This is a genomic window from Pseudomonas sp. 51_B (assembly GCF_017491595.1).
GTDB lineage: Bacteria > Pseudomonadota > Gammaproteobacteria > Pseudomonadales > Pseudomonadaceae > Aquipseudomonas > Aquipseudomonas promysalinigenes.
This window is the reverse complement of sequence record NZ_JAFGYW010000004.1, coordinates 63,721-83,276: the sequence shown is the minus strand read 5'-3', so window position 1 is coordinate 83,276 and position 19,556 is coordinate 63,721. Positions and strand designations below refer to the sequence as shown.

The window sequence follows — 19,556 nt, the reverse complement described above, 5'->3', positions numbered from 1 at the left end:
TTTGTCTGCCAAGCAGGTTTCATAAACGCACGTTCCCCCGCGGCCCGGCGATCGCCCAGATCACCAGGCCCACCACCGGGAGCAAGGCGATCAGCAGAATCCACAGGACCTTGGCGCCCACTTCACTGCTGCTTTTGATGACGTTGAGGATCGCCCAGATGTCCAGAGCGAGGATGATCAGGCCGACCAGGCCATTGAAAGTAGAGCCCATGTTACGTTCTCCTTGAAAGGCTGTTGCTGAGCATAGCCTTCTATCGCAACGATAGAAGGGAATCCTTGGCCAGCTGCACAGGTCACTGCTTAGACTGCCAGTACTGATGGATTTCGAGGTTTCTATGCCACCCGCTCACAGCCACAGCGCCACCCCGCTCTCTATGATCAACGCCTGGCGCCAGCAAGCCCACGACGCTCCGTGGCTAAGCGCAGGCTTGGCGTTGAGCTTGCTGGCAGTCATCGTGTTGCTGGCGGCCAGCTTCTGGAACGCCTTCACCGGTGACCATGCCGAAAACCTGCACCTGGCAGCTATCGGCGGGCTGTCCGGCTTCGCAGCCACGGCACTGGGAGCAGTGCTAGCGGTGGTACTGCGCGATGTCAGCACCCGCACCCAGGATGTGATGCTGGGTTTTGCCGCCGGCATGATGCTCGCCGCCAGTTCGTTTTCGCTGATTTTGCCCGGCCTGGACGCAGCTCGCGAAATCACCGGCAATGGCCCTGCTGCGGCTTTCACCGTTGTGCTGGGCATGGGGTTGGGTGTGCTGCTGATGCTGGGCCTGGACCGCTTCACCCCACATGAGCACGAGAGCACCGGCCCCTGTGGCCCGCAGGCTGAACGCATCAACCGGGTATGGCTGTTCGTGTTGGCGATCACCCTGCATAACCTGCCAGAGGGTATGGCGATCGGGGTGAGCTTTGCCAATGGCGATTTGAACATTGGCCTGCCACTGACCAGTGCCATCGCTATTCAGGACATCCCCGAGGGCCTAGCCGTGGCCCTGGCTTTGCGGGCGACGGGCCTGTCGAACATGAAGGCTGCGCTGGTGGCGATCGGCTCCGGGTTGATGGAGCCATTGGGCGCGGTGATTGGCCTGGGGATTTCCACCGGCTTCGCCTTGGCCTACCCGATCAGCATGGGGCTGGCGGCGGGAGCGATGATTTTCGTGGTGTCTCATGAGGTGATACCGGAAACCCATCGTAATGGGCATCAGACGTCAGCCACCCTTGGGCTGATGGGTGGGTTCGCGGTGATGATGTTTCTCGATACCGCATTGGGCTGAGTTACCGTTTGCCTGTACTGCCCTGTTCGCGGCCTTCCGCGAACAGGCAGAACGTGAAATCAGACGTGAACGGCGACCTTCAGGGCCTCCAGCGCCGGCTCCACCTTGATGTTGAGCGCTGCGCCCAGCTCCAGGACCCGCGCCAGGTCCTGTTGGCCAACCATCACCATTTGCAGCTCGTCATCAAGCAACTGGCTGAAGTTCAGCAACACATACCCCCCGGCCTCTTTGTTCAATGCGCCCATCTGCACCTGGATACGATTCAGGGCTGTCAGCGGTTCGGTGCGCGCCAGTTGCTTGGGCTTGAGGGTGAACGGCACGCTCTGGTCGAACGAATCACTGATTTGCTGGAACAGCGCTTGATAACTGTCGGCCTGGAACACCACCGTATCCGGCAGGCTGCCAAGCACTACCCATTCGCCGAGCGGAATCGGGAAGCTGTCGTCGTAGTTGATGTCCGGGTTGGCGGCCAGGAAGGCGGCGGGGTCGGCGTAGGCCTGGGCGGCCTCATCGGCGATGCGCTCGATTTCCTCAGCGCGCATGCAGCCGGCGCCAATCAGGCTGATGAATTCGAGCAACTGGTTTTTCATGAGGGGGGCCTGCGGCAGGTCAAAGGCGCCAAGGATAGCCGCAAATGCCCCCGAACCGTTAGCTGGCCAGTGCTTGCAGCCGCGCGGCAGCGTCCTGTGCGCCCATGGTCTGCGCAGCCATCAGTGCCGTAGCGCCTCTAGCATCGCGCCGTGCAGGATCAGCGCCTTGCGCTAGCAGGTGGTCGAGGATCTCGATGCGATTGAACATGGCCGCCAGCATCAACGCCGTGCGCCCGTCCTGGGCAGCAGCATCCACCGGCACACCGCTGTCGAGCAGCAGGCGGATCATTGCCAGGTCACCCTTGAACGCCGCCCCGGCGATGGGCAACTGGCCGTTATCATTGGCGATCAGCGGGTCGGCACCGTTGGCCAGAAGCACCCTGACTGCGTCGTGCTGACCGTGGTAGCTGGCCAGCATCAGCAAGGTGTCACCTTTATGATTGCGAAGGTTCGCAGGCAAGCCACTGGCTAGCAGGCGCTCGAGCATTTGCGCATCGCCCTGGCGGGCGCAGTCGAACACCTGCTCGGCGAAAGCAGCGGCTTCATCATTGGTCATCGCAGATGCGGCGGGTTGAGCGGACATCGGGAACCTCCTGGCATAATTCGTTGCCCTAGTCTTAATCAGGCATGCCATGGGGTCAAAGGTTCAGATTCTATTGCGGCTATAGGCAAATCCCGATCCGTGCAAAATGCACTGTGCAAAATGCATGACCATGCAGGCTGCACGATATCACTTCTCGAATTCCGCTCTAACCTACTGAATTTACTGGCTTTTTCATTAAGCCAAAACCTGGCACGGTCACTGCAATATTCAACTCACGTCTGCCAACACATCAGTCAGGAGTTGATATGGACCTCATCCAGGAAAAATTCGTTTCGGTCTTCCCGGCCTATCAGGTTGCCACCCAGTCCCGTCCTGATGGTGGCGTATTGCTGACCCTGCGCGCTGCTGATGGCAAGGTCACTCGCCGAGTGCTGACCTACGGCCAACTGCACAGTGCCGAACAGCTGTCCTGGGCGATCAGTGCCATTCGCCGCGACTTGGCCGAGCAGGCCAGCGAGCTGCCAGTAATTTCGATGTTGCAAAGCCAGCAGCGTTTCGCGCTGCCGACTTACCGCTGAGATTTGTCTGTACTGGCCCTTTCGCGGCCAAGTTGCCACCGCTAGTACTGCATTGCCCTTAGGGATGGCGGGGTGCTTGTGGTAGCGGCTCTAACCGCGAAAAGGCCAGGGCAGGCATTACAACTCGTCGATACCCAGAAACGCCCGCGCACTCACATCGCCGGTGAAGTCTGGCTCGACATCCCGTTCGCTACCGAACAGGCGCAACGCCAAGCAGAACGGGTTTCCACCCAACTCCACCCACCGCCGCGTACCTTCTGGTACGACCAACTCATCACCTTTTTCACACAATACGGCATAAACGTATTCGCCTAGGCGCAGGCCGAGCTGCGCACGCCCTGTAACTACGGCAAACACCTCTTCGCTGTTGTGCACATGTTCATCGCGCACGTCGACCTGCGTCGGCGCGGGGCCGTCACGGTTGAGCAGGGTGAACGCCGCACTACCGTGGGCTGTCATCAGGTGGTCCAAGTGTTCTCGGCAAACCTCCAGCACCTCAGCCTGGCTGCTGCCAGGGCGCACCCGCAGCGCCAGCGGGTTATGGGTCAAGCGCACACCCTGCTCAGCGAGGGTGGTGACGATATCGTCGTGGTGGGTCAGCACCTTGTGCGGCAAGCCAGGGTTGGACGGGTGGAAAACACAGAGGATGCTCATCGGCGGCTGGTCCTGGTCGATTGCGAACGAGTGGCAATGATAACGGCTGCAGCCAGCGCTGCGGCGCTGGCCATACCAAAGGTGAAGCTCGGCCCCAGCAATTTCCAGCTGTAGCCCGAATACAAAGCGCCCAAAGCCCCACCCGTACCCGACAGCGCGGCGTACAACGCCTGGCCCTGGCCCTGCTGCCGGGCGCCGAAGCTGGCCTGCACGAAGGCGATGCTCGCGGCATGGAAGCAGCCGAAGGTGGCAGCATGCAGCAGCTGAGCGAAAATCAACACCCCTGGTTCACCTGCCAGATTACCCAGCAGCAGCCACCGCAGCGCGGCCAACAGGAAGCTGGCCAGCAACACTCGCTGCACGCTGAAGCGGGCGAACAGGCGGCTCATGCCCATGAACATCAAAACTTCGGCCACCACGCCCAGTGCCCACAGCAAGCCAATGGCGCCACGGCTGTAGCCAAGGTGCTCAAGGTGCAGGGTGAGAAATGTGTAGTAAGGGCCGTGGCTGAGTTGCATCAACGCTACGCACAGGTAGAAGGCGATCACCCCCGGAGCACTCAGCTGGCGCAGGAAACCACCCGCACCAGCGCGCTCGCCCTGCTCTACCGGCTGTGCATTAGGCACCCACAGGCTGGCGGCAACGATACCGGCCATGATGGTCACCAGGGCTATGGGGTAGATGTCCAGGCTCAACCATTCGAACAGCCGGCCCAGCCCAACCACAGTGAGAATGAAGCCGATCGAGCCCCACAGGCGTACCTGGCTGTAGCGCGCGGTCTGGCCATGCAGGTGAGCCAGGGTGATGACTTCGAACTGCGGGAGCACCGCATGCCAGAAGAACGCATGCAGCGCCATCACCAATGCCAGCCAGGCATAGCTCTTGCCGAAGAAGATCAGCGAGAAGGTCGCCAGGGTGCACAAGGCCCCCAGGCGCACGATGAGCAGGCGCTGCCCGCTGCGGTCACCCAGCCAGCCCCACATGTTAGGCGCGACGCAGCGCATCAGCATGGGGATGGCCACCAACTCGCCGATGCGCGCCGGGGGGAAATCCAGGTGGTCGAAATACAGCGCCAGAAACGGCGCAGTGGAGCCCAGCAGGGCGAAGTAGAACAGGTAGAAGCTGGACAGGCGCCAATAAGGAATCGGGTGCATGGAGTGGCCCTCTAGGGACCTGTATCGGCCCTTTCAAGGCCAACCCCCTCCCACAGATTCAGTGCTATCGCTGTAGGAGCGGGTTCACCGGCGAAGCGGCCGACACAGGCTGGATCAGAGCTGGCCTAATACCGGTGTGTTCACCTTCACCTCGGCATTCTGCGCACGATGGCGCAACAAATGGTCCATCAGCACGATCGCCATCATCGCTTCGGCGATCGGTGTGGCACGGATACCCACGCACGGGTCATGGCGGCCTTTGGTGATGACGTCGACAGGGTTGCCATCGACATCGATCGAACGGCCTGGCGTGGTGATGCTGGACGTCGGCTTGAGCGCCAGGTGGGCGACGATCGGCTGACCGGAGCTGATGCCACCGAGGATGCCGCCTGCGTTATTGCTGAGAAAACCTGCAGGGGTCAGCTCGTCACGGTGTTCGGTGCCGCGCTGGGCAACGCTGGCGAAACCCGCACCGATTTCAACGCCTTTAACCGCGTTGATGCTCATCAGCGCGTGGGCCAGTTCCGCATCGAGACGGTCGAAAATCGGCTCGCCCAGCCCTGGCATGACGCCCTCGGCCACTACGGTGATCTTCGCCCCAACCGAATCCTGGTCGCGGCGCAGTTGGTCCATGTAGGCCTCGAGCTCCGGCACCTTGCTGGGGTCAGGGCTGAAGAAGGCGTTTTCTTCAACCGATTCCCAGCCCTTGAAGGGGATTTCGATCGGGCCCAATTGGCTCATGTAGCCACGCACCTGAATGCCCTGGGTAGCCAGGTACTTCTTGGCGATGGCGCCAGCAGCCACACGCATGGCCGTTTCGCGCGCCGAGCTGCGCCCGCCACCACGGTAGTCGCGAGTACCGTATTTGTGGTGGTAGGTGTAGTCGGCGTGGGCGGGGCGGAACAGGTCCTTGATCGCCGAGTAGTCCTTGGACTTCTGGTCGGTATTACGGATCAGCAGGCCAATCGAGCAGCCGGTGGTGCGGCCTTCGAAGACGCCAGAGAGGATTTCAACCTCGTCGGCTTCCTGGCGCTGGGTAGTATGCCGGCTGGTGCCAGGCTTGCGCCGGTCAAGGTCGTGCTGCAGGTCGGCGAGGGAGATCTCCAGGCCAGGTGGGCATCCATCGACAATGGCGACCAACGCCGGGCCATGGCTTTCGCCAGCGGTGGTGACAGTGAACAGCTTGCCGTAGGTATTGCCGGACATGGACGCTCCGCGAAATCTGCCTGAGGTGAACGAAAGCCGGCAGTATACAGATGGATGAAGGGGCTGTGCTGGCCTGTTGGTGGTTAACCAGCCCCCGGCCCGCCTGCACGGTGCTTATCGAGGCTGCGAACCTTCCCTCCAGCATCGAGTCATACGTTCATCTCCCTATGTAGTAACCCAAGATGTCGCGCCTGGTCGCTCTGTTCCTTTTGCTGTGTACCGGCCTGGCCCAGGCCGCCGCCCCTACCGTACTGCAACGCCCTATCGACCTCGATACCGGCCAAGGTGTGCTCCACGGCAGCCTGCTGTTGCCGCAACAAGCCACCCCGCCGCCAGTGGTGTTGATCATTGCCGGCTCCGGCCCCACTGATCGAGACGGTAACAACCCAGCCTCAGGCCGTGTCGACAACCTCAAACGCCTGGCCCTGGTGCTGGCCAACGAACACATAGCCAGCGTGCGCTACGACAAACGCGGCGTGGCCGCCAGCCAGCCAGCCACGCCTGACGAGCGCAACCTGAGCGTGCAGCGTTACGTCGACGATGTCGTGGCGTGGAGCCAAAAGCTCAAGGCCGACCCAAGGTTTGGCCCGCTGATCCTTGTGGGCCACAGTGAAGGGGCGCTGATCGCCACCCTTGCCGCCGAACGCGCCGGTGCCAGTGCAGTGGTCACCCTGGCCGGCATGGGCCGCCCCTTGGCGGACGTGTTGCGTGAGCAATTGGCTCAACGCCTGCCACCTGCGCAGGTGGCTCAGGGCAGCGCCCTGCTCGACCGCCTGCAAGCTGGGCAGACCAGCCTGGACATACCTGCCCCGCTACGCCAGGTGTTTCGCCCAAGCGTGCAGCCTTACCTGATCACCCTGCTGCAGCAGAACCCAGCCCAGGCTTTCGCGCGCTTGCCGATGCCTGCTCTGATCGTACAAGGACGCAACGATGTGCAGGTCGATGTAGCCGACGCTGAACGCCTCAAGGCAGCCAAGCCGGATGCTCAGCTGGTGTTGATCGACGGCATGAACCACATGCTGCGCATCAGCCCGAAAGACATGCACCTGCAGCGTGACAGCTACCTCAATCCAGAGCTGCCCCTGGCGCGGGAGCTTGGCGAACGACTGGTCAGCTTCATTCACCAGTTGCCATCGGCCTGACCCTCAAACATCGGCAATCCCTGCCGATAAAGCGGTATCGGCAGTGATCTGGGCGGCATGCAGCCCAGTTCGCTACCTGCCCGTCCCCGAGGAAATGCCCCAATGACCGATGCCCCCGCTGCCGTAGAGCCCGGCCAAGAGCCGCCCGCCCCGGAGCCAGCCGCCCTGCCTTGGGCAGACCTTGCTGTTGAACACTTCCAACTGCTGCGCCTGGCGCCCCTGCCCATCGACCGCAACAGCGGCGCACGGCCCTTGCGCTTCGTCGAGTTCGCTTACGCCGAACGCCATGACAAGGCCCACAGCCTGCTGCGCATGGAAATCCGCCTGCCAGGGCAGAAAGTTCGCAAGGAGCAGAACCAACTGGATGTGCGGGTGGACCACGGCGAGCGGCGGGTGACCCTGGGCAGTGACAGCGGGTTGCAACTGGAGCCGCTGAACCGCGGGGTCGGCCGCTTCATGCTGGCCCAGGCGGTGCAGTGGCTGCAGCGGCGCTGGTCGAACTACCGGGTCGAAGGCATGGCGCTGCCGAACAAGGATGCGCTGAACGAAGACACCCGCCTGCGCCGCGACCGGTTCATCACCGCCACGGGCCTGGAAGTGGAATACGCCGACCCGCAGCACCTCAAAGGCCGCACCCTGGATACCACCGTGAACCAGCTCAAAGGCGGCTGGAACACCGAAAAAGTGCAGCAGGTGAGCATGCTCGATGCAGCCGGCATGCTGCAGCAGGCCGAGCAGCAACTGCAGGAGAAAGAGGGGCAGCTGCGCGAACGCGACGAGCGGGTGGCCAAATATCGACGCGAAGACAGCGGGCTGCGCTTTACCATCACTTGCCTGGTGGCGTTCGCGGTGTTCCAGGCCGGGCTGCTGATCTGGATCGCTACCCGGTGAGCTGCGGGGCCGTCGTGCGGCCCACCCTGCCCGGCCTCAGACGCGCGACTTGAACAGCGCCTGGTGCTGACGGCATTGCTCGGCGGTGAGCATGAACACGCCGTGCCCGCCACGTTCGAATTCCAGCCAAGCGAAGTCCACTTCAGGGTAAAGGGCTTCGACATGCACCTGGCTGTTGCCGACCTCGACGATCAACAACCCCTTTTCAGTCAGGTGATCAGCCGCCTCGGCGAGCATTCGCCGGACCAAGTCCAGGCCATCGTTGCCGCAGGCCAGGCCCATTTCCGGCTCGTGGTGGTATTCGGCCGGCATGTCGCCAAAGTCTTCGGCATCGACATACGGCGGGTTGGACAGGATCAGGTCGAAGCGCTGCCCAGGCAGGCCAGCGAAGCCGTCACCCTGCACGGTAAACACTCGCTCGTCCAAACCGTGGCGTTCGATGTTCTGATTAGCCACTTCCAGTGCATCGAACGACAAGTCGGCCAGCACCACTTCGGCCTCGGGGAACACCTCGGCGGCCACTATGCCAATGCAGCCAGAACCCGTGCACAGGTCCAGAATGCGGGCGGGCTCGGCCGCCAGCCATGGCTCGAAGCGTTTTTCGATCAGCTCGCCAATCGGCGAGCGAGGTACCAGCACGCGCTCGTCGACGATGAACGACATGCCGCAGAACCACGCCTCGCCCAGCAGGTAAGCCGTCGGCACGCGGTCTTCGATACGGCGCTTGAGCAGATGCTGCAGGCGCACCCGCTCGTCGTCCTCGAGCTGGCAGTCCAGGTAACTGTCGGCAATCTCCCAGGGCAGGTGCACGGCGCCCAGCACCAGCAGACGGGCCTCGTCCCAGGCATTGTCGGCACCATGGCCAAAGAACAACTCATGCTCGTGGAAGCGGCTGACCGCCCAGCGGATGTAGTCGCGCAGCGTGCGCAGACGAGATGTGATCACGGGAAACTCCTATTCAGACCGTACAAAAGTCTAACAGCCCTACCGGCACAATTGTTCGTCACCATGCCCTGATGGCAAGCCACAGGCCAGTATCCATGCCGCTTGCGATGTCAACCATTCCCATTGGCGCCAAGGCAAGGGAGAATAGGTATACAAAAGCCCTACCCGAGGAGCCCTTGATGTCAGTTCCACCCACGATGTTCCGCCTCACGGGCCGCGACTATCCGCCGGCCAAGCTGAGCCAAGCCAGCTTGATCATCATCGATGCGCAGAAAGAGTACCTGAGCGGGCCTCTGCAGCTGTCGGGCATGGACGAGGCCGTGGCCAACATCGCCCGGTTGCTCGACGCTGCCCGCAAGGCAGGCCGTCCGATCATCCACGTTCGCCACCTCGGCACCGTTGGCGGGCGCTTCGACCCGCAAGGCCCGGCCGGCCAGTTCATTCCGGGCTTGGAGCCGCACGAAGGTGAAATCGTCATCGAAAAACGCATGCCCAACGCGTTCAAAAACACCCAACTGCATGACACCTTGCAGGCTCTTGGGCATCTGGACCTGATCGTGTGCGGTTTCATGAGCCACTCCAGCGTCAGCACCACCGTGCGCCGTGCCAAGGACTATGGTTATCGTTGCACCCTGGTAGAAGATGCTTCAGCCACCCGCGACCTGGCGCTGAAGGATCAGGTGATCCCCGCCGCGCAGATCCACGCGTGCGAAATGGCCGTGATGGCCGATAACTTCGCCTGTGTCGCACCCACCGCCAGCCTGATCTGAGCCGGTGTTGCGATGACCGCCCGGCAGCCGCGCGGAACCCTTGTACCAGGGCCAGGTCGAATTCCGGATGTCCACAGAGGTGACTGGAATGAAGCTTAAAGGCAGTTTCGACGCCAAGCGTCTGCGCCCGCGAGAACCGCGCAACTGGGGCGCGCGCATTGCCGCCGGCCTGTCGGCCCTGATCGCTACCTTGGGTGTGTTGCTAGCCATGGCAGGCGTGTCCGGGCTACTTGGCAACTACGCGGCCCTGGCCGACCTCAACACAAACCGCCCGCTGGCCAGCATCGTGGCGCTGGTTGGGCTGTTGCTGCTGTATCTGGGCGTGCGCCTCTGGCGTCGTAGCCGCATCCGCCTGCGCCGCGGGCGCGAACTGAACATGTCACCGCACTTGATGAAGAAGCACGATTAGCGGTTTGTGCTGCGGGCCTATTCGCGGGTGAACCTGCGAAGGGGCAGTACTGACGCCACAAGGCTGATGGCGTAAACTACGCCTCCCACGTGGAGGCACCATGCAAGACGACGATTTTTCCCTGTTCAGCGCAGAGGTGCGCGGCGTCAAGCCGATCAAGCACGACCGCGCCGATGTGGGCAAGCCGAAAACCGACCGCAAGCAACTGGCCGGCCTGCGCCAGGCCGCGACCGTGCGCAGCGACCAGACCTTGGTAATCGATGGCCTGTCGGACCAGTTCGTCATCGACGTGGGCGCCGAAGACGAGCTCATGTGGCGCCGCGACGGGGTGCAGGAAGGCCAGATCCGCAAGCTCAAGCTTGGCCAGATCGCCTTCGAGGGCAGCCTCGACCTGCATGGCATGAGCGTTGAAAAAGCCCGCGAAACCTTGTGGGCCTTCATCGCCGAAGCTACCCAGCTCGAAGTGCGCTGTGTACGGGTGACCCACGGCAAGGCTGCACGCCTGGACGGCAAGCGCCCGATGATCAAGAGCCACGTCAACACCTGGCTGCGCCAGCACCCGCAAGTGCTCGGTTTCACCTCGTGCCAGGCCCGCCATGGCGGCACCGGCGCTGTGTATGTGATGCTCAAGCGAACCATGATGGAAGGGCGCGACGAGTAACGCCGTGCTTGCAGCGCCGCCCGCGCCGCCGTAACCTTCCTTTTTGCGATTTTTTACCCACAGGTAGATACATGTCCCTGGAACAGAACTACACCGAGATCCTCAGCCAACTCGGCGAGGACGTCTCCCGTGAGGGCCTGCTCGACACGCCCAAACGGGCTGCAAAGGCCATGAAGTACCTTTGCCGCGGTTATGAGCAGACGCTGGAAGAAGTCACCAACGGCGCGCTGTTCACCTCCGACAACAGTGAGATGGTGCTGGTCCGGGACATCGAGCTGTATTCGATGTGCGAACACCACATGCTGCCTTTCATCGGCAAGGCTCACGTGGCTTACCTGCCCAAGGGCAAGGTCCTGGGCTTGTCGAAGGTCGCCCGCATCGTCGACATGTTCGCCCGCCGCCTGCAAATCCAGGAAAACCTCAGCCGCCAGATCGCCGAGGCCGTGCAGCAGGTTACCGGGGCTGCCGGCGTGGCCGTGGTGATCGAAGCCAAGCACATGTGCATGATGATGCGCGGTGTGGAAAAGCAGAATTCGACCATGCTCACCTCGGTGATGCTGGGTGAATTCCGTGAAAACGCCGCCACCCGCAGCGAGTTCCTCAGCCTGATCAAGTGATCGGTGCCTATCCCGAGCCGGCCCCCAGGGGTCGGCTTTTTACTTTCAGGAGTAGCCCATGATCGTCAAAGCCCTGCGGGTTGGCCTTGGCCAGCTTATCGTGTTCGGCGACTGGATCAGCCGCCCGGCCAAGCAGAAGCGTGACGCGGCGGCCCAGTCGCGTGTCGAGCAGCAGGCCAAGAGCCTCGCGCTCTATCAGTTCCATGCCTGCCCGTTCTGCGTGAAAACCCGCCGTACCCTGCATCGTTTGAACGTGCCAGTTGCGCTGCGTGATGCCAAGAACGACCAAGAGCACCGCCAGGCGCTGCTCGAAGGGGGTGGCCGGGTCAAAGTGCCGTGCCTGCGCATCGAAGAACAGGGCAACGTGACCTGGATGTATGAGTCCAAGGCCATCATTGATTACCTGGACAAGCGTTTCGCGTCAGCCTGAGGCATAAGCGTCGGCTTTATCGCCAGTGAACGCCCACAGGGATCACGCAGTGCGCGAACCCTGTGGCAAGCGGGTGAAAGCAGGTTCACCCGCGAATAGGCCGAACTCGCCTTACTCAACCATCGGCACATGCTTTGGGTGGCTCGCCACCCGCTTAAGCCAGGCACGCACTGCCGGATAGTCGGCCAGATCGAAACCGCCCTGATGCGCCACGTGGGTGTAGGCGTATAACGCGACGTCGGCGATCGAGTACTGGTCCCCAACCAGGTACGGCGTCATCTGCAACTGCCGCTCCATCACCTTCAGCGCCTTGTACCCGCCTTTGTGCAGCTTGCGGTATTCGTCCACACGCTCATCCGGCAAGCCCAGGTAGAACTGAATGAACCTGGCCACGGCAATGTACGGCTCATGGCTGTATTGCTCGAAAAACTGCCACTGCAGAACCTGCGTGCGCAGGCGCGGTTCGCTGGGCAGAAACGCGCTGCCATCGGCCAGGTAGTTGAGGATGGCGTTCGACTCCCAAAGGCAGGTACCGTCCTCGAGCTGCAGAACCGGCACCTTGCCATTGGGGTTCATGGCCAGGAACTCTGGGGTTTCGGTTTCGCCCTTGAGGATGTCCACCGCTTGCCATTGATACGGGCGGTCCAGCAGGCTGAGCATCAGCTTGACCTTGTAGCAGTTGCCCGACTGGTAGTCACCATACACCTTGTACATCGCCCCTCCCCTCCCATGCAGTTACGCAGATTTGCTCAATAGTTGGCGACTGTACGGCCAAAAGCAATGCCTGCTGTATGGCAAGGATCAATCACCGCCGCGTTAGGCTGCAAAAACAGCTTATACATGGACAAGGATCCCTCCAATGACCGATGCCACCTCCGCGCGCCTGAGGCCCCTGGCAGACAGCTCCCCGTCGGCCGTGGTCGCCGGCTTCATCGCCATGCTCACCGGTTACACCAGCTCCCTGGTATTGATGTTCCAGGCAGGGCAAGCTGCCGGGCTGACCAGTGCACAGATTTCTTCGTGGATCTGGGCCTTGTCGATCGGCATGGCGGTGTGCAGCATCGGCCTGTCACTGCGCTACCGCACGCCTATCACCGTGGCCTGGTCTACCCCCGGTGCAGCGCTGTTGATTACCAGCCTGGGCGGTGTCAGCTACGGCGAAGCCATCGGCGCTTACATTACCTGTGCACTGCTGGTGGTGATCTGCGGCGTGACCGGCAGCTTCGAACGCCTGGTCAAGCGTATTCCCGCGTCATTGGCCTCGGCGCTGCTGGCGGGGATCCTGTTCAAGATCGGCAGCGAAATCTTCGTGGCCGCCCAGCACCGTACCTTGTTGGTATTGGGCATGTTCTTTAGTTATCTGTTGGTCAAGCGGCTATCGCCGCGGTATTGCGTGCTGGCTGCCTTGCTGGTGGGCACCGCGCTGTCCGGCGCCCTTGGCCTGCTGGACTTCAGCGGCTTCAAGCTGGAGGTAGCGGCACCGGTCTGGACCACGCCGAGCTTCTCTCTGGCCGCGACCATCAGCATCGGCATACCGCTGTTCGTGGTGGCCATGACCTCACAGAACATGCCGGGCGTGGCTGTGCTAAGGGCCGACGGCTACCAAGTACCTGCATCGCCGCTGATTTCTGCCACTGGCTTTGCCTCGCTGCTGCTGGCCCCTTTCGGCTCCCACGGGGTGAATCTGGCGGCGATCAGTGCGGCGATCTGCACCGGGCCGCATGCCCATGAAGACCCGCAAAAACGCTACACGGCGGCGGTTTGGTGCGGGATTTTCTATGGCATAGCCGGTACGTTCGGCGCAACCCTGGCGGCGTTGTTCGCCGCGCTGCCCAAGGAGCTGGTGCTGTCGATTGCCGCCCTGGCACTGTTTGGTTCGATCATGAATGGGCTGACCGTGGCCATGGCCGAGGCACGCGAGCGGGAAGCGGCCTTGATCACCTTCATGGTCACGGCATCGGGGTTGACGCTGTTCTCGATTGGTTCGGCGTTCTGGGGGATTGTGGCGGGGGTTTTGACCTTGTTGATTCTGAACGCTCAGGGGGCTCGGCGGTAGTTCAGTGTTGCGGTTGAGATCGAGCGCCGCCCGCGCGGCGCTCGATCTCGAACCCCACTAAAATCCACCGCCAGCCACTCACAGCCTAAAATGCCCGACCATGCCTTTGAGATCACTGCCCAATTGCGCCAATTCGACACTGGAACGGGCATTGTCCTGCATCGCCAGCGCCGCCTGGTCGGCACTGCCGCGGATCTGCGTCACGCTGCGGCTGATCTCTTCGGCTACCGAACTCTGCTGCTCGGCTGCCGCAGCAATCTGCTGGTTCATCTGCTGAATCAAGGACACCGCCGCGGCAATGCTGCCCAGCGCGCTTTCGGTCTGTAGCGCATCGGCTACGGCCAGGCGGACCAGCTCGGTACTGCCACGGATCTGCGTCACCGACTGCTGGGCGTTGCCCCGCAGACTGGCCACCAGCCGTTCGATTTCCTCGGTCGACTGCCGGGTACGCCGGGCCAGGGCGCGCACCTCATCAGCCACCACGGCGAAGCCACGCCCCTGCTCACCGGCCCGCGCCGCCTCGATAGCCGCGTTCAGCGCCAGCAGGTTGGTCTGCTCGGCCACGCTTTTGATCACCTCCAGCACATCGCCAATGGTGTGGATCTCGGCGCTCAAGCTATCGATACCCGCGCTGGCGGTGTCTGCGGCGCTGGCCAATTGCTCGATGCGCTGCATGCTTTCGCGCACCACACGCTGGCCAGCGTCGACCTTCTCGTCGGCCGCCTGTGCCGCCTGTGCGGCTTGCTCGGCGTTACGCGCCACATCGTGCACGGTGGCAGTCATCTGCTGCATGGCAGTCGCCACCTGCTCGGTCTCTTCCTTCTGGCTGCCAACTTCACGGTTGGTCTGCTCGGTCACAGCTGACAGTGCCTGGGCGCTACCTGCCAACTGCTCGATGCCCTGCTGCAGACCACTGACCACGCCCGACAGCCCGGCAGCCATCTGCTGCATGGCCTGCATCAACTGGCCCACTTCGTCGCTGCGCGGCGCTTCGTGCTCCAGGCTCAATTCCCCGGCAGCGATGCGCTGGGCACGGCTGATTACGCGTTTGAGTGGGCCGATCACCGCGCGGGGAATCAGCCAGGCAGCGAGAATGCCCACCAGCAGCGCAAGGCCAGTGGCCAAGGCGATCGCCAGGCTATTACGCGCAAGTTCCGCCTGCATGGCTTGCTGGTCGGCCACATAGGCCTGGTCGACCCGGCTGGTGACCTGCTCGGCACTGGCTTGCAACTGTGCCTTGATGCCCTGTTCTTTACCCAGCAGATCGGTGTATTCGTTGAGTTTGTCGGAGAAACTGGCAATGTGCCCAGCCACTTCACCCAGCACACTTTGGTAGCCGGGGTCACTGACACTGGCCTTGAGCTGCTCGACCAACTGCGCTGCGTCGACAGTCTGGGCGATGCGCCCTTGCTCGACTTCTTCGCCCTTGCGGCTTTTGTCCAAGCGCACCCGCGCCTCTTCCATGGCCTGCAGCATCAACCGCGAAACTTGCGCCACCTGCCCGGCCTGTTCGAGGAACTCGCCACCTTGTTGGCCTTGGGATTGTTTAAGGGTGTAAGTGGCATCATCGGCCAAGCCCGATTGCAGCACATCGAGGTTATTGGCCACGCTGGACACCGACCAACTGGCCATGTCCAGCGCCAGCTCCTTGGCCTGCACCGCTTCGACGAAGGCTTCAAAGGCCTGGCCGTACGCCGCCAGGTCAGCCTCGGCCGCGCTCATTGCCGGCAGGGTGCGGGCGCGCTCGGCGAGGTTCTGCAACCCGCTGCGCAAAGCCTCGGCTTCCTTGATATCCGAACGCAAAGCAAACGCCTGCTCGCGCTGGCGCAACCGCAGCAGGTCGGTATTGAACTGGCCTAGCTCACGCAGCCCGTCGAAACGCTGGCCGACGCCATGCAGCGCGGCTACACCGATGGCCGCCACCGCCACGGTCAGCAGCAACACCAGGGCAAAGCCAAGGCCCAGTTTGCGGGCCATGCCCAGGTTAGCCAGAACACCGCGCCTGCTCGCCGCCATCGCCGATCCTCTTCACCGTGCAAGGTTTGCCGAAGGCTAAGCGTTGCAACGTTCTTGGCCTGCAAACAAGGGGGCGACAGAAAAATGGTGTCAAATAGCTATGTACTGTCGTTATCAGCTAACTAAGGGTCGCCCTGCAGGGGAAATTGCAGGGCTGATCGGGGCCGGCTCAAATAGCCGTGGCTCCGCCGTCCACAGCAAGGCTGTGCCCCGTGGTGAAGGCCGCCCCATCGCTGCACAGGTACAAGACGGCACTGGCCACTTCGTCGACCTTGCCGATACGCCCCACCGGATGCATGGCAGCGGCAAATTCAGCTTTGCGCGGGTCAGCTTCATAGGCACGGCGGAACATATCGGTATCGATCACCGCCGGGCACACCGCGTTAACCCGGATACGCTTCTTGGCATATTCGATGGCCGCCGACTTGGTCAGGCCGATCACCGCATGCTTGGAGGCGGCATAAATGCTCATCTTCGGTGCTGCGCCCAGGCCCGCCACCGAGGCGGTATTGACGATCGCCCCGCCGCCTTGAGCCACTAGCAGCGGCAACTGGTACTTCATGCACAGCCATACGCCTTTGACATTGACGCCCATGATGGCGTCGAACTCGGCCTCACTGCCCTCGGCCAAACGCCCTTTTTCAATTTCGATGCCTGCGTTGTTGAAGGCGTAGTCCAAGCGCCCATACACCTCGATGACCCGCTCGTGCAGTTGCCGTACCTCGGCGTCCTTGGTCACGTCACAGGCCACGAACAACGCCTCGCCCCCCGCTTGATGCAGCAGGTCGACGGTAGACTGGCCTGCGACCGGGTCAAGATCGGCTACCACCACCTTCAGGCCTTGGCGGGCAAAGGCCAGCGCCGTAGCCCGGCCGATCCCCGCGCCAGCGCCAGTGACCAGGGCTACCTGGCCGGAAAAGGTCATGCTCATCGTCTGCTCCAGAAGGGGAATGGATGGGCTGAGAGTCTAGTCAGCCTACCACCGGGCTGGGCAGCATCATCAGGGCAGCGGTTGAGCTACCATGCTTACCAGTGATTTTGCGGACCAACCAGCATCAGCAGGTTAAATTGACCGCTGAGCCTCATTCCATCACAAGGACCTGCCATGACCCAGACCAACCGCCGCTTCCTGCTTGCCAAACGCCCGGCCGGCGCCGTGCGCCGTGACGACTTCACCTTCGAGACCGTGCCCGCCCAGGCGCCTGCCGAAGGGCAGATCCAGGTGCGCAACCTGTACCTGTCCCTGGACCCAGCCATGCGCGGCTGGATGAACGAAGGCAAGTCTTACATCCCACCCGTTGCCCTGGGCCAGGTGATGCGTGCCCTGGGCGTTGGCGAGGTGGTGGCTTCCAACCATCCGGACTACAAGCCCGGCGACCACGTCAGCGGCGCCCTCGGTGTGCAGGACTACTTCACCGGCGAGCCCCAGGGCCTGCACAAGATCGACCCCAATCTCGCCCCGCTGCCCCGCTACCTGTCGGCCCTGGGCATGACCGGCATGACCGCCTACTTCGCCCTGCTCGAAGTCGGCCAGCCCAAGGCCGGTGACACCGTGGTCATTTCTGGCGCAGCCGGTGCGGTGGGCAGCATCGTCGGGCAGATCGCCAAGCTCAAAGGCTGCCATGTGGTCGGCATTGCCGGTGGTGCGCAGAAATGCCAATACCTGAAAGACGAACTGGGCTTCGACGGCGTGATCGACTACAAAGCCGAGGACGTGCTGGCCGGCCTGAAGCGCGAATGCCCGAAAGGGGTCGATGTGTACTTCGATAACGTCGGCGGCGAAATCCTCGACGCGGTCCTCACCCGCATCAACTTCAAAGCACGCATCGTGATTTGCGGCGCCATCAGCCAGTACAACAACAAAGAAGCGGTCAAAGGCCCGGCCAACTACCTGGCGCTGCTGGTGAACCGCGCACGCATGGAAGGCTTCGTGGTGATGGACCACGTCAAGGACTATGGCAAGGCCGCGCAGGAGATGGCCGGTTGGCTGGCCAGCGGCAAGGTCAAGAGCAAGGAGGATGTGGTCGAGGGGCTGGAGACGTTCCCAGAAACATTGCTCAAGCTGTTCAACGGGGAAAACTTCGGCAAGTTGGTGTTGAAGGTGTGACGCGGGTGTAGCCCTGGACTGTGCCGCGCCCCCTTAAAGGGCCGGCACAGGCAGCACAGATCTTGTAAGATTGCCCCTCGCCACTGAAACCAGTGACAAGGGATTTGTAGAGATGACCATGATCAAGATCACCCCCACCATCGAGTGCTCCAACACCGCCCCGTTCGTCCTCTTTGGCGGCGTCAACGTACTCGAGTCCGAGGACCTCGCCCTGACCGCCTGTGCCGAGTACGTTCGGGTTACCGAGAAACTGGGCATCCCTTACGTGTTCAAGGCCAGCTTCGACAAGGCTAACCGCTCCTCGATCCACTCCTACCGCGGCCCCGGTATGGAAGAAGGCCTGCGTATCTTCGAAAAGGTAAAAGCCGAATTCGGCGTACCGATCATCACCGACGTGCATGAAATTCACCAATGCGCCCCAGTTGCCGAAGTGGTCGACGTGCTACAGCTGCCCGCCTTCCTGGCCCGCCAGACCGACCTGGTGGTAGCCCTGGCCAAGACCGGCAAGCCAGTCAACATCAAAAAGCCGCAGTTCCTCAGCCCTTCGCAGATGCAGAACATCGTGCACAAGTTCAAGGAAGCCGGTAACGACCAACTGATCCTGTGCGACCGTGGCACCTGCATGGGTTACGACAACCTGGTCGTCGACATGCTGGGCTTCGGGGTAATGAAACGTACCTGCGAAGACCTGCCGGTAATCTTCGACGTCACCCACGCGCTGCAGAATCGCGACCCATCTGGCGCGGCTTCCGGTGGCCGTCGCGAGCAGGTCGTGGACCTGGCCCGCGCTGGTATGGCGGTGGGCCTGGCTGGGCTGTTCCTGGAGGCCCACCCTAACCCAGACCAAGCCAAGTGCGACGGCCCGAGCGCTCTGCCGCTGGACAAGCTGGAGCCGTTCCTGGCGCAGATCAAAGCCCTGGATGACCTGGTCAAAGGCTTCGCCCCGTTGGTCATCGCCTGATTCGAAAGCAATGAGAAAAGGGCCGACCTGCACATTGCAGGTCGGCCCTTTTTCATTTCGCCTGTGAATATGGGCAATGCCCGTGGCGCTCACGCTCAAACTCAGGTATCGATGTGCGCGCTTTCATGAGGAGAACATTGTGGAGTGGTACGAATCGTTGTTTCTGCAGGCCTGCGCCCATGTGATGACCCAGGCGAAGATAGCCCAGCGCCATACACCGCAAGGGGGCCTGAACCTGAATGTGACCGCCACCCACGAGCTGGTCGAAGCCTATCAGCGTGGGGTAGCGTTGGCGTTCAATGCCAAAGAGTTACAACAGGCTTTTGCCCAAGGCGCAGATTGCGCTCTGCTGATAATAACGCATGAACATCAGTTCGCCAGCACCTTGCAGGACATCAAGCGCCACCACGATGTGGTCTTGAGCGCCACCTTGGGCACCACCGTGCGTTCCAGCGACTTCGCCACCTACCATGTGGACGTCGCCCTCATACGTGCAACCCAAGCCAGCACCATGGATATTGCCCATTGAAGCAATGGGCTACCCGACGGTA

23 protein-coding genes are annotated in these 19,556 nt (G+C 62.1%); 13 read left to right on the top strand and 10 right to left on the bottom strand.

Annotated features, from left to right (window positions below):
• Positions 1–19: 19 nt before the first annotated feature.
• On the bottom strand, positions 20–211 hold the full coding sequence (locus J5M56_RS06970; RefSeq protein WP_186476611.1) for a PLD nuclease N-terminal domain-containing protein: 192 nt from the start codon (positions 209–211) through the stop codon (positions 20–22).
• A gap of 124 nt (positions 212–335) precedes the next feature.
• On the opposite strand from J5M56_RS06970, the gene J5M56_RS06965 reads away from it, so the two are divergent.
• Entirely contained in the window at positions 336–1,274 is a 939-nt protein-coding gene (locus J5M56_RS06965) for a ZIP family metal transporter (RefSeq protein WP_060479996.1), read from the top strand.
• 59 nt (positions 1,275–1,333) lie between these two features.
• On the opposite strand, the gene J5M56_RS06960 is transcribed toward J5M56_RS06965, so the two are convergent.
• Together J5M56_RS06960 and J5M56_RS06955 are read right to left on the bottom strand one after the other, a co-directional pair.
• The gene (locus J5M56_RS06960) at positions 1,334–1,864 is read right to left on the bottom strand and encodes a hypothetical protein (RefSeq protein ID WP_207870462.1); all 531 of its coding nucleotides are present in this window, start codon (positions 1,862–1,864) and stop codon (positions 1,334–1,336) included.
• Positions 1,865–1,922: 58 nt separating this feature from the next.
• Positions 1,923–2,447, bottom strand: coding sequence for an ankyrin repeat domain-containing protein (locus J5M56_RS06955; protein WP_186476609.1), 525 nt, complete (start codon positions 2,445–2,447; stop codon positions 1,923–1,925).
• A gap of 266 nt (positions 2,448–2,713) precedes the next feature.
• Here J5M56_RS06955 and J5M56_RS06950 point away from each other — a divergent pair, with 266 nt between their 5' ends.
• Positions 2,714–2,986, top strand: a complete 273-nt coding sequence (locus J5M56_RS06950; RefSeq protein WP_060479993.1) for a DUF3509 domain-containing protein — start codon at positions 2,714–2,716, stop codon at positions 2,984–2,986.
• Between the two features lie 117 nt (positions 2,987–3,103).
• On the opposite strand, the gene J5M56_RS06945 is transcribed toward J5M56_RS06950, so the two are convergent.
• The 3 genes from J5M56_RS06945 to aroC form a co-directional block, all read right to left on the bottom strand.
• Entirely contained in the window at positions 3,104–3,640 is a 537-nt protein-coding gene (locus J5M56_RS06945; protein WP_207870460.1) for an oxidase, read from the bottom strand.
• A complete protein-coding gene (locus J5M56_RS06940; protein WP_207870458.1) occupies positions 3,637–4,794 on the bottom strand; it encodes an MFS transporter in 1,158 nt (385 codons plus the stop codon). The genes J5M56_RS06945 and J5M56_RS06940 overlap by 4 nt, the downstream gene beginning before the upstream one ends.
• Before the next feature lie 114 nt (positions 4,795–4,908).
• On the bottom strand, positions 4,909–6,000 hold the full coding sequence (gene aroC, locus J5M56_RS06935) for a chorismate synthase (RefSeq protein ID WP_060479990.1): 1,092 nt from the start codon (positions 5,998–6,000) through the stop codon (positions 4,909–4,911).
• A gap of 182 nt (positions 6,001–6,182) precedes the next feature.
• Here aroC and J5M56_RS06930 point away from each other — a divergent pair, with 182 nt between their 5' ends.
• Together J5M56_RS06930 and J5M56_RS06925 are read left to right on the top strand one after the other, a co-directional pair.
• A complete protein-coding gene (locus J5M56_RS06930) occupies positions 6,183–7,142 on the top strand; it encodes an alpha/beta fold hydrolase (RefSeq protein WP_060479989.1) in 960 nt (319 codons plus the stop codon).
• Positions 7,143–7,244: 102 nt separating this feature from the next.
• Positions 7,245–8,033 carry a hypothetical protein gene (locus J5M56_RS06925; protein ID WP_186476606.1) on the top strand — a complete coding sequence of 263 codons (789 nt, stop codon included), beginning with the start codon at positions 7,245–7,247 and terminating at the stop codon, positions 8,031–8,033.
• 36 nt (positions 8,034–8,069) lie between these two features.
• Here J5M56_RS06925 and prmB read toward each other — a convergent pair whose 3' ends face one another.
• Positions 8,070–8,978 carry a 50S ribosomal protein L3 N(5)-glutamine methyltransferase gene (gene prmB / locus J5M56_RS06920; protein ID WP_060479987.1) on the bottom strand — a complete coding sequence of 303 codons (909 nt, stop codon included), beginning with the start codon at positions 8,976–8,978 and terminating at the stop codon, positions 8,070–8,072.
• A 179-nt stretch (positions 8,979–9,157) separates the two neighbouring features.
• On the opposite strand from prmB, the gene J5M56_RS06915 reads away from it, so the two are divergent.
• From J5M56_RS06915 to J5M56_RS06895, 5 genes are all read left to right on the top strand, one after another.
• Positions 9,158–9,748 (top strand): cysteine hydrolase family protein, encoded by a 591-nt coding sequence (locus tag J5M56_RS06915; RefSeq protein ID WP_060479986.1) that lies wholly within the window; start codon positions 9,158–9,160, stop codon positions 9,746–9,748.
• Positions 9,749–9,836: 88 nt separating this feature from the next.
• Complete coding sequence (locus J5M56_RS06910) at positions 9,837–10,157, top strand: hypothetical protein (RefSeq protein WP_060479985.1); 321 nt, start codon at positions 9,837–9,839, stop codon at positions 10,155–10,157.
• 100 nt (positions 10,158–10,257) lie between these two features.
• Positions 10,258–10,818 carry a Smr/MutS family protein gene (locus J5M56_RS06905; RefSeq protein WP_207870456.1) on the top strand — a complete coding sequence of 187 codons (561 nt, stop codon included), beginning with the start codon at positions 10,258–10,260 and terminating at the stop codon, positions 10,816–10,818.
• Positions 10,819–10,889: 71 nt separating this feature from the next.
• Positions 10,890–11,435, top strand: a complete 546-nt coding sequence (gene folE, locus J5M56_RS06900; protein ID WP_054883671.1) for a GTP cyclohydrolase I FolE — start codon at positions 10,890–10,892, stop codon at positions 11,433–11,435.
• Positions 11,436–11,493: 58 nt separating this feature from the next.
• Entirely contained in the window at positions 11,494–11,865 is a 372-nt protein-coding gene (locus J5M56_RS06895) for a glutaredoxin (protein WP_207870454.1), read from the top strand.
• Between the two features lie 111 nt (positions 11,866–11,976).
• Here J5M56_RS06895 and J5M56_RS06890 read toward each other — a convergent pair whose 3' ends face one another.
• Positions 11,977–12,579 carry a glutathione S-transferase family protein gene (locus J5M56_RS06890; RefSeq protein ID WP_207870452.1) on the bottom strand — a complete coding sequence of 201 codons (603 nt, stop codon included), beginning with the start codon at positions 12,577–12,579 and terminating at the stop codon, positions 11,977–11,979.
• A 145-nt stretch (positions 12,580–12,724) separates the two neighbouring features.
• Here J5M56_RS06890 and J5M56_RS06885 point away from each other — a divergent pair, with 145 nt between their 5' ends.
• A complete protein-coding gene (locus J5M56_RS06885) occupies positions 12,725–13,921 on the top strand; it encodes a benzoate/H(+) symporter BenE family transporter (RefSeq protein ID WP_186476603.1) in 1,197 nt (398 codons plus the stop codon).
• 78 nt (positions 13,922–13,999) lie between these two features.
• Here J5M56_RS06885 and J5M56_RS06880 read toward each other — a convergent pair whose 3' ends face one another.
• Entirely contained in the window at positions 14,000–15,937 is a 1,938-nt protein-coding gene (locus J5M56_RS06880; RefSeq protein WP_207870450.1) for a methyl-accepting chemotaxis protein, read from the bottom strand.
• A gap of 169 nt (positions 15,938–16,106) precedes the next feature.
• On the bottom strand, positions 16,107–16,868 hold the full coding sequence (locus J5M56_RS06875) for an SDR family oxidoreductase (protein WP_060479699.1): 762 nt from the start codon (positions 16,866–16,868) through the stop codon (positions 16,107–16,109).
• 174 nt (positions 16,869–17,042) lie between these two features.
• Here J5M56_RS06875 and J5M56_RS06870 point away from each other — a divergent pair, with 174 nt between their 5' ends.
• From J5M56_RS06870 to J5M56_RS06860, 3 genes are all read left to right on the top strand, one after another.
• Positions 17,043–18,044 carry an NADP-dependent oxidoreductase gene (locus J5M56_RS06870; RefSeq protein WP_207870448.1) on the top strand — a complete coding sequence of 334 codons (1,002 nt, stop codon included), beginning with the start codon at positions 17,043–17,045 and terminating at the stop codon, positions 18,042–18,044.
• A 118-nt stretch (positions 18,045–18,162) separates the two neighbouring features.
• Positions 18,163–19,005 carry a 3-deoxy-8-phosphooctulonate synthase gene (gene kdsA, locus J5M56_RS06865; RefSeq protein ID WP_207936319.1) on the top strand — a complete coding sequence of 281 codons (843 nt, stop codon included), beginning with the start codon at positions 18,163–18,165 and terminating at the stop codon, positions 19,003–19,005.
• A 139-nt stretch (positions 19,006–19,144) separates the two neighbouring features.
• A complete protein-coding gene (locus J5M56_RS06860) occupies positions 19,145–19,534 on the top strand; it encodes a hypothetical protein (protein ID WP_207870446.1) in 390 nt (129 codons plus the stop codon).
• Positions 19,535–19,556: the final 22 nt, after the last annotated feature.

Coding starts and splice junctions, on each gene's coding strand:
- J5M56_RS06970 (WP_186476611.1), bottom strand. CDS start 211: ATGGGCTCTACTTTCAATGGCCTGGTCGGCCTGATCATCCTCGCTCTG.
- J5M56_RS06965 (WP_060479996.1), top strand. CDS start 336: ATGCCACCCGCTCACAGCCACAGCGCCACCCCGCTCTCTATGATCAAC.
- J5M56_RS06960 (WP_207870462.1), bottom strand. CDS start 1,864: ATGAAAAACCAGTTGCTCGAATTCATCAGCCTGATTGGCGCCGGCTGC.
- J5M56_RS06955 (WP_186476609.1), bottom strand. CDS start 2,447: ATGTCCGCTCAACCCGCCGCATCTGCGATGACCAATGATGAAGCCGCT.
- J5M56_RS06950 (WP_060479993.1), top strand. CDS start 2,714: ATGGACCTCATCCAGGAAAAATTCGTTTCGGTCTTCCCGGCCTATCAG.
- J5M56_RS06945 (WP_207870460.1), bottom strand. CDS start 3,640: ATGAGCATCCTCTGTGTTTTCCACCCGTCCAACCCTGGCTTGCCGCAC.
- J5M56_RS06940 (WP_207870458.1), bottom strand. CDS start 4,794: ATGCACCCGATTCCTTATTGGCGCCTGTCCAGCTTCTACCTGTTCTAC.
- aroC (WP_060479990.1), bottom strand. CDS start 6,000: ATGTCCGGCAATACCTACGGCAAGCTGTTCACTGTCACCACCGCTGGC.
- J5M56_RS06930 (WP_060479989.1), top strand. CDS start 6,183: ATGTCGCGCCTGGTCGCTCTGTTCCTTTTGCTGTGTACCGGCCTGGCC.
- J5M56_RS06925 (WP_186476606.1), top strand. CDS start 7,245: ATGACCGATGCCCCCGCTGCCGTAGAGCCCGGCCAAGAGCCGCCCGCC.
- J5M56_RS06915 (WP_060479986.1), top strand. CDS start 9,158: ATGTCAGTTCCACCCACGATGTTCCGCCTCACGGGCCGCGACTATCCG.
- J5M56_RS06910 (WP_060479985.1), top strand. CDS start 9,837: ATGAAGCTTAAAGGCAGTTTCGACGCCAAGCGTCTGCGCCCGCGAGAA.
- J5M56_RS06905 (WP_207870456.1), top strand. CDS start 10,258: ATGCAAGACGACGATTTTTCCCTGTTCAGCGCAGAGGTGCGCGGCGTC.
- folE (WP_054883671.1), top strand. CDS start 10,890: ATGTCCCTGGAACAGAACTACACCGAGATCCTCAGCCAACTCGGCGAG.
- J5M56_RS06895 (WP_207870454.1), top strand. CDS start 11,494: ATGATCGTCAAAGCCCTGCGGGTTGGCCTTGGCCAGCTTATCGTGTTC.
- J5M56_RS06890 (WP_207870452.1), bottom strand. CDS start 12,579: ATGTACAAGGTGTATGGTGACTACCAGTCGGGCAACTGCTACAAGGTC.
- J5M56_RS06885 (WP_186476603.1), top strand. CDS start 12,725: ATGACCGATGCCACCTCCGCGCGCCTGAGGCCCCTGGCAGACAGCTCC.
- J5M56_RS06880 (WP_207870450.1), bottom strand. CDS start 15,937: ATGGCGGCGAGCAGGCGCGGTGTTCTGGCTAACCTGGGCATGGCCCGC.
- J5M56_RS06875 (WP_060479699.1), bottom strand. CDS start 16,868: ATGAGCATGACCTTTTCCGGCCAGGTAGCCCTGGTCACTGGCGCTGGC.
- J5M56_RS06870 (WP_207870448.1), top strand. CDS start 17,043: ATGACCCAGACCAACCGCCGCTTCCTGCTTGCCAAACGCCCGGCCGGC.
- kdsA (WP_207936319.1), top strand. CDS start 18,163: ATGATCAAGATCACCCCCACCATCGAGTGCTCCAACACCGCCCCGTTC.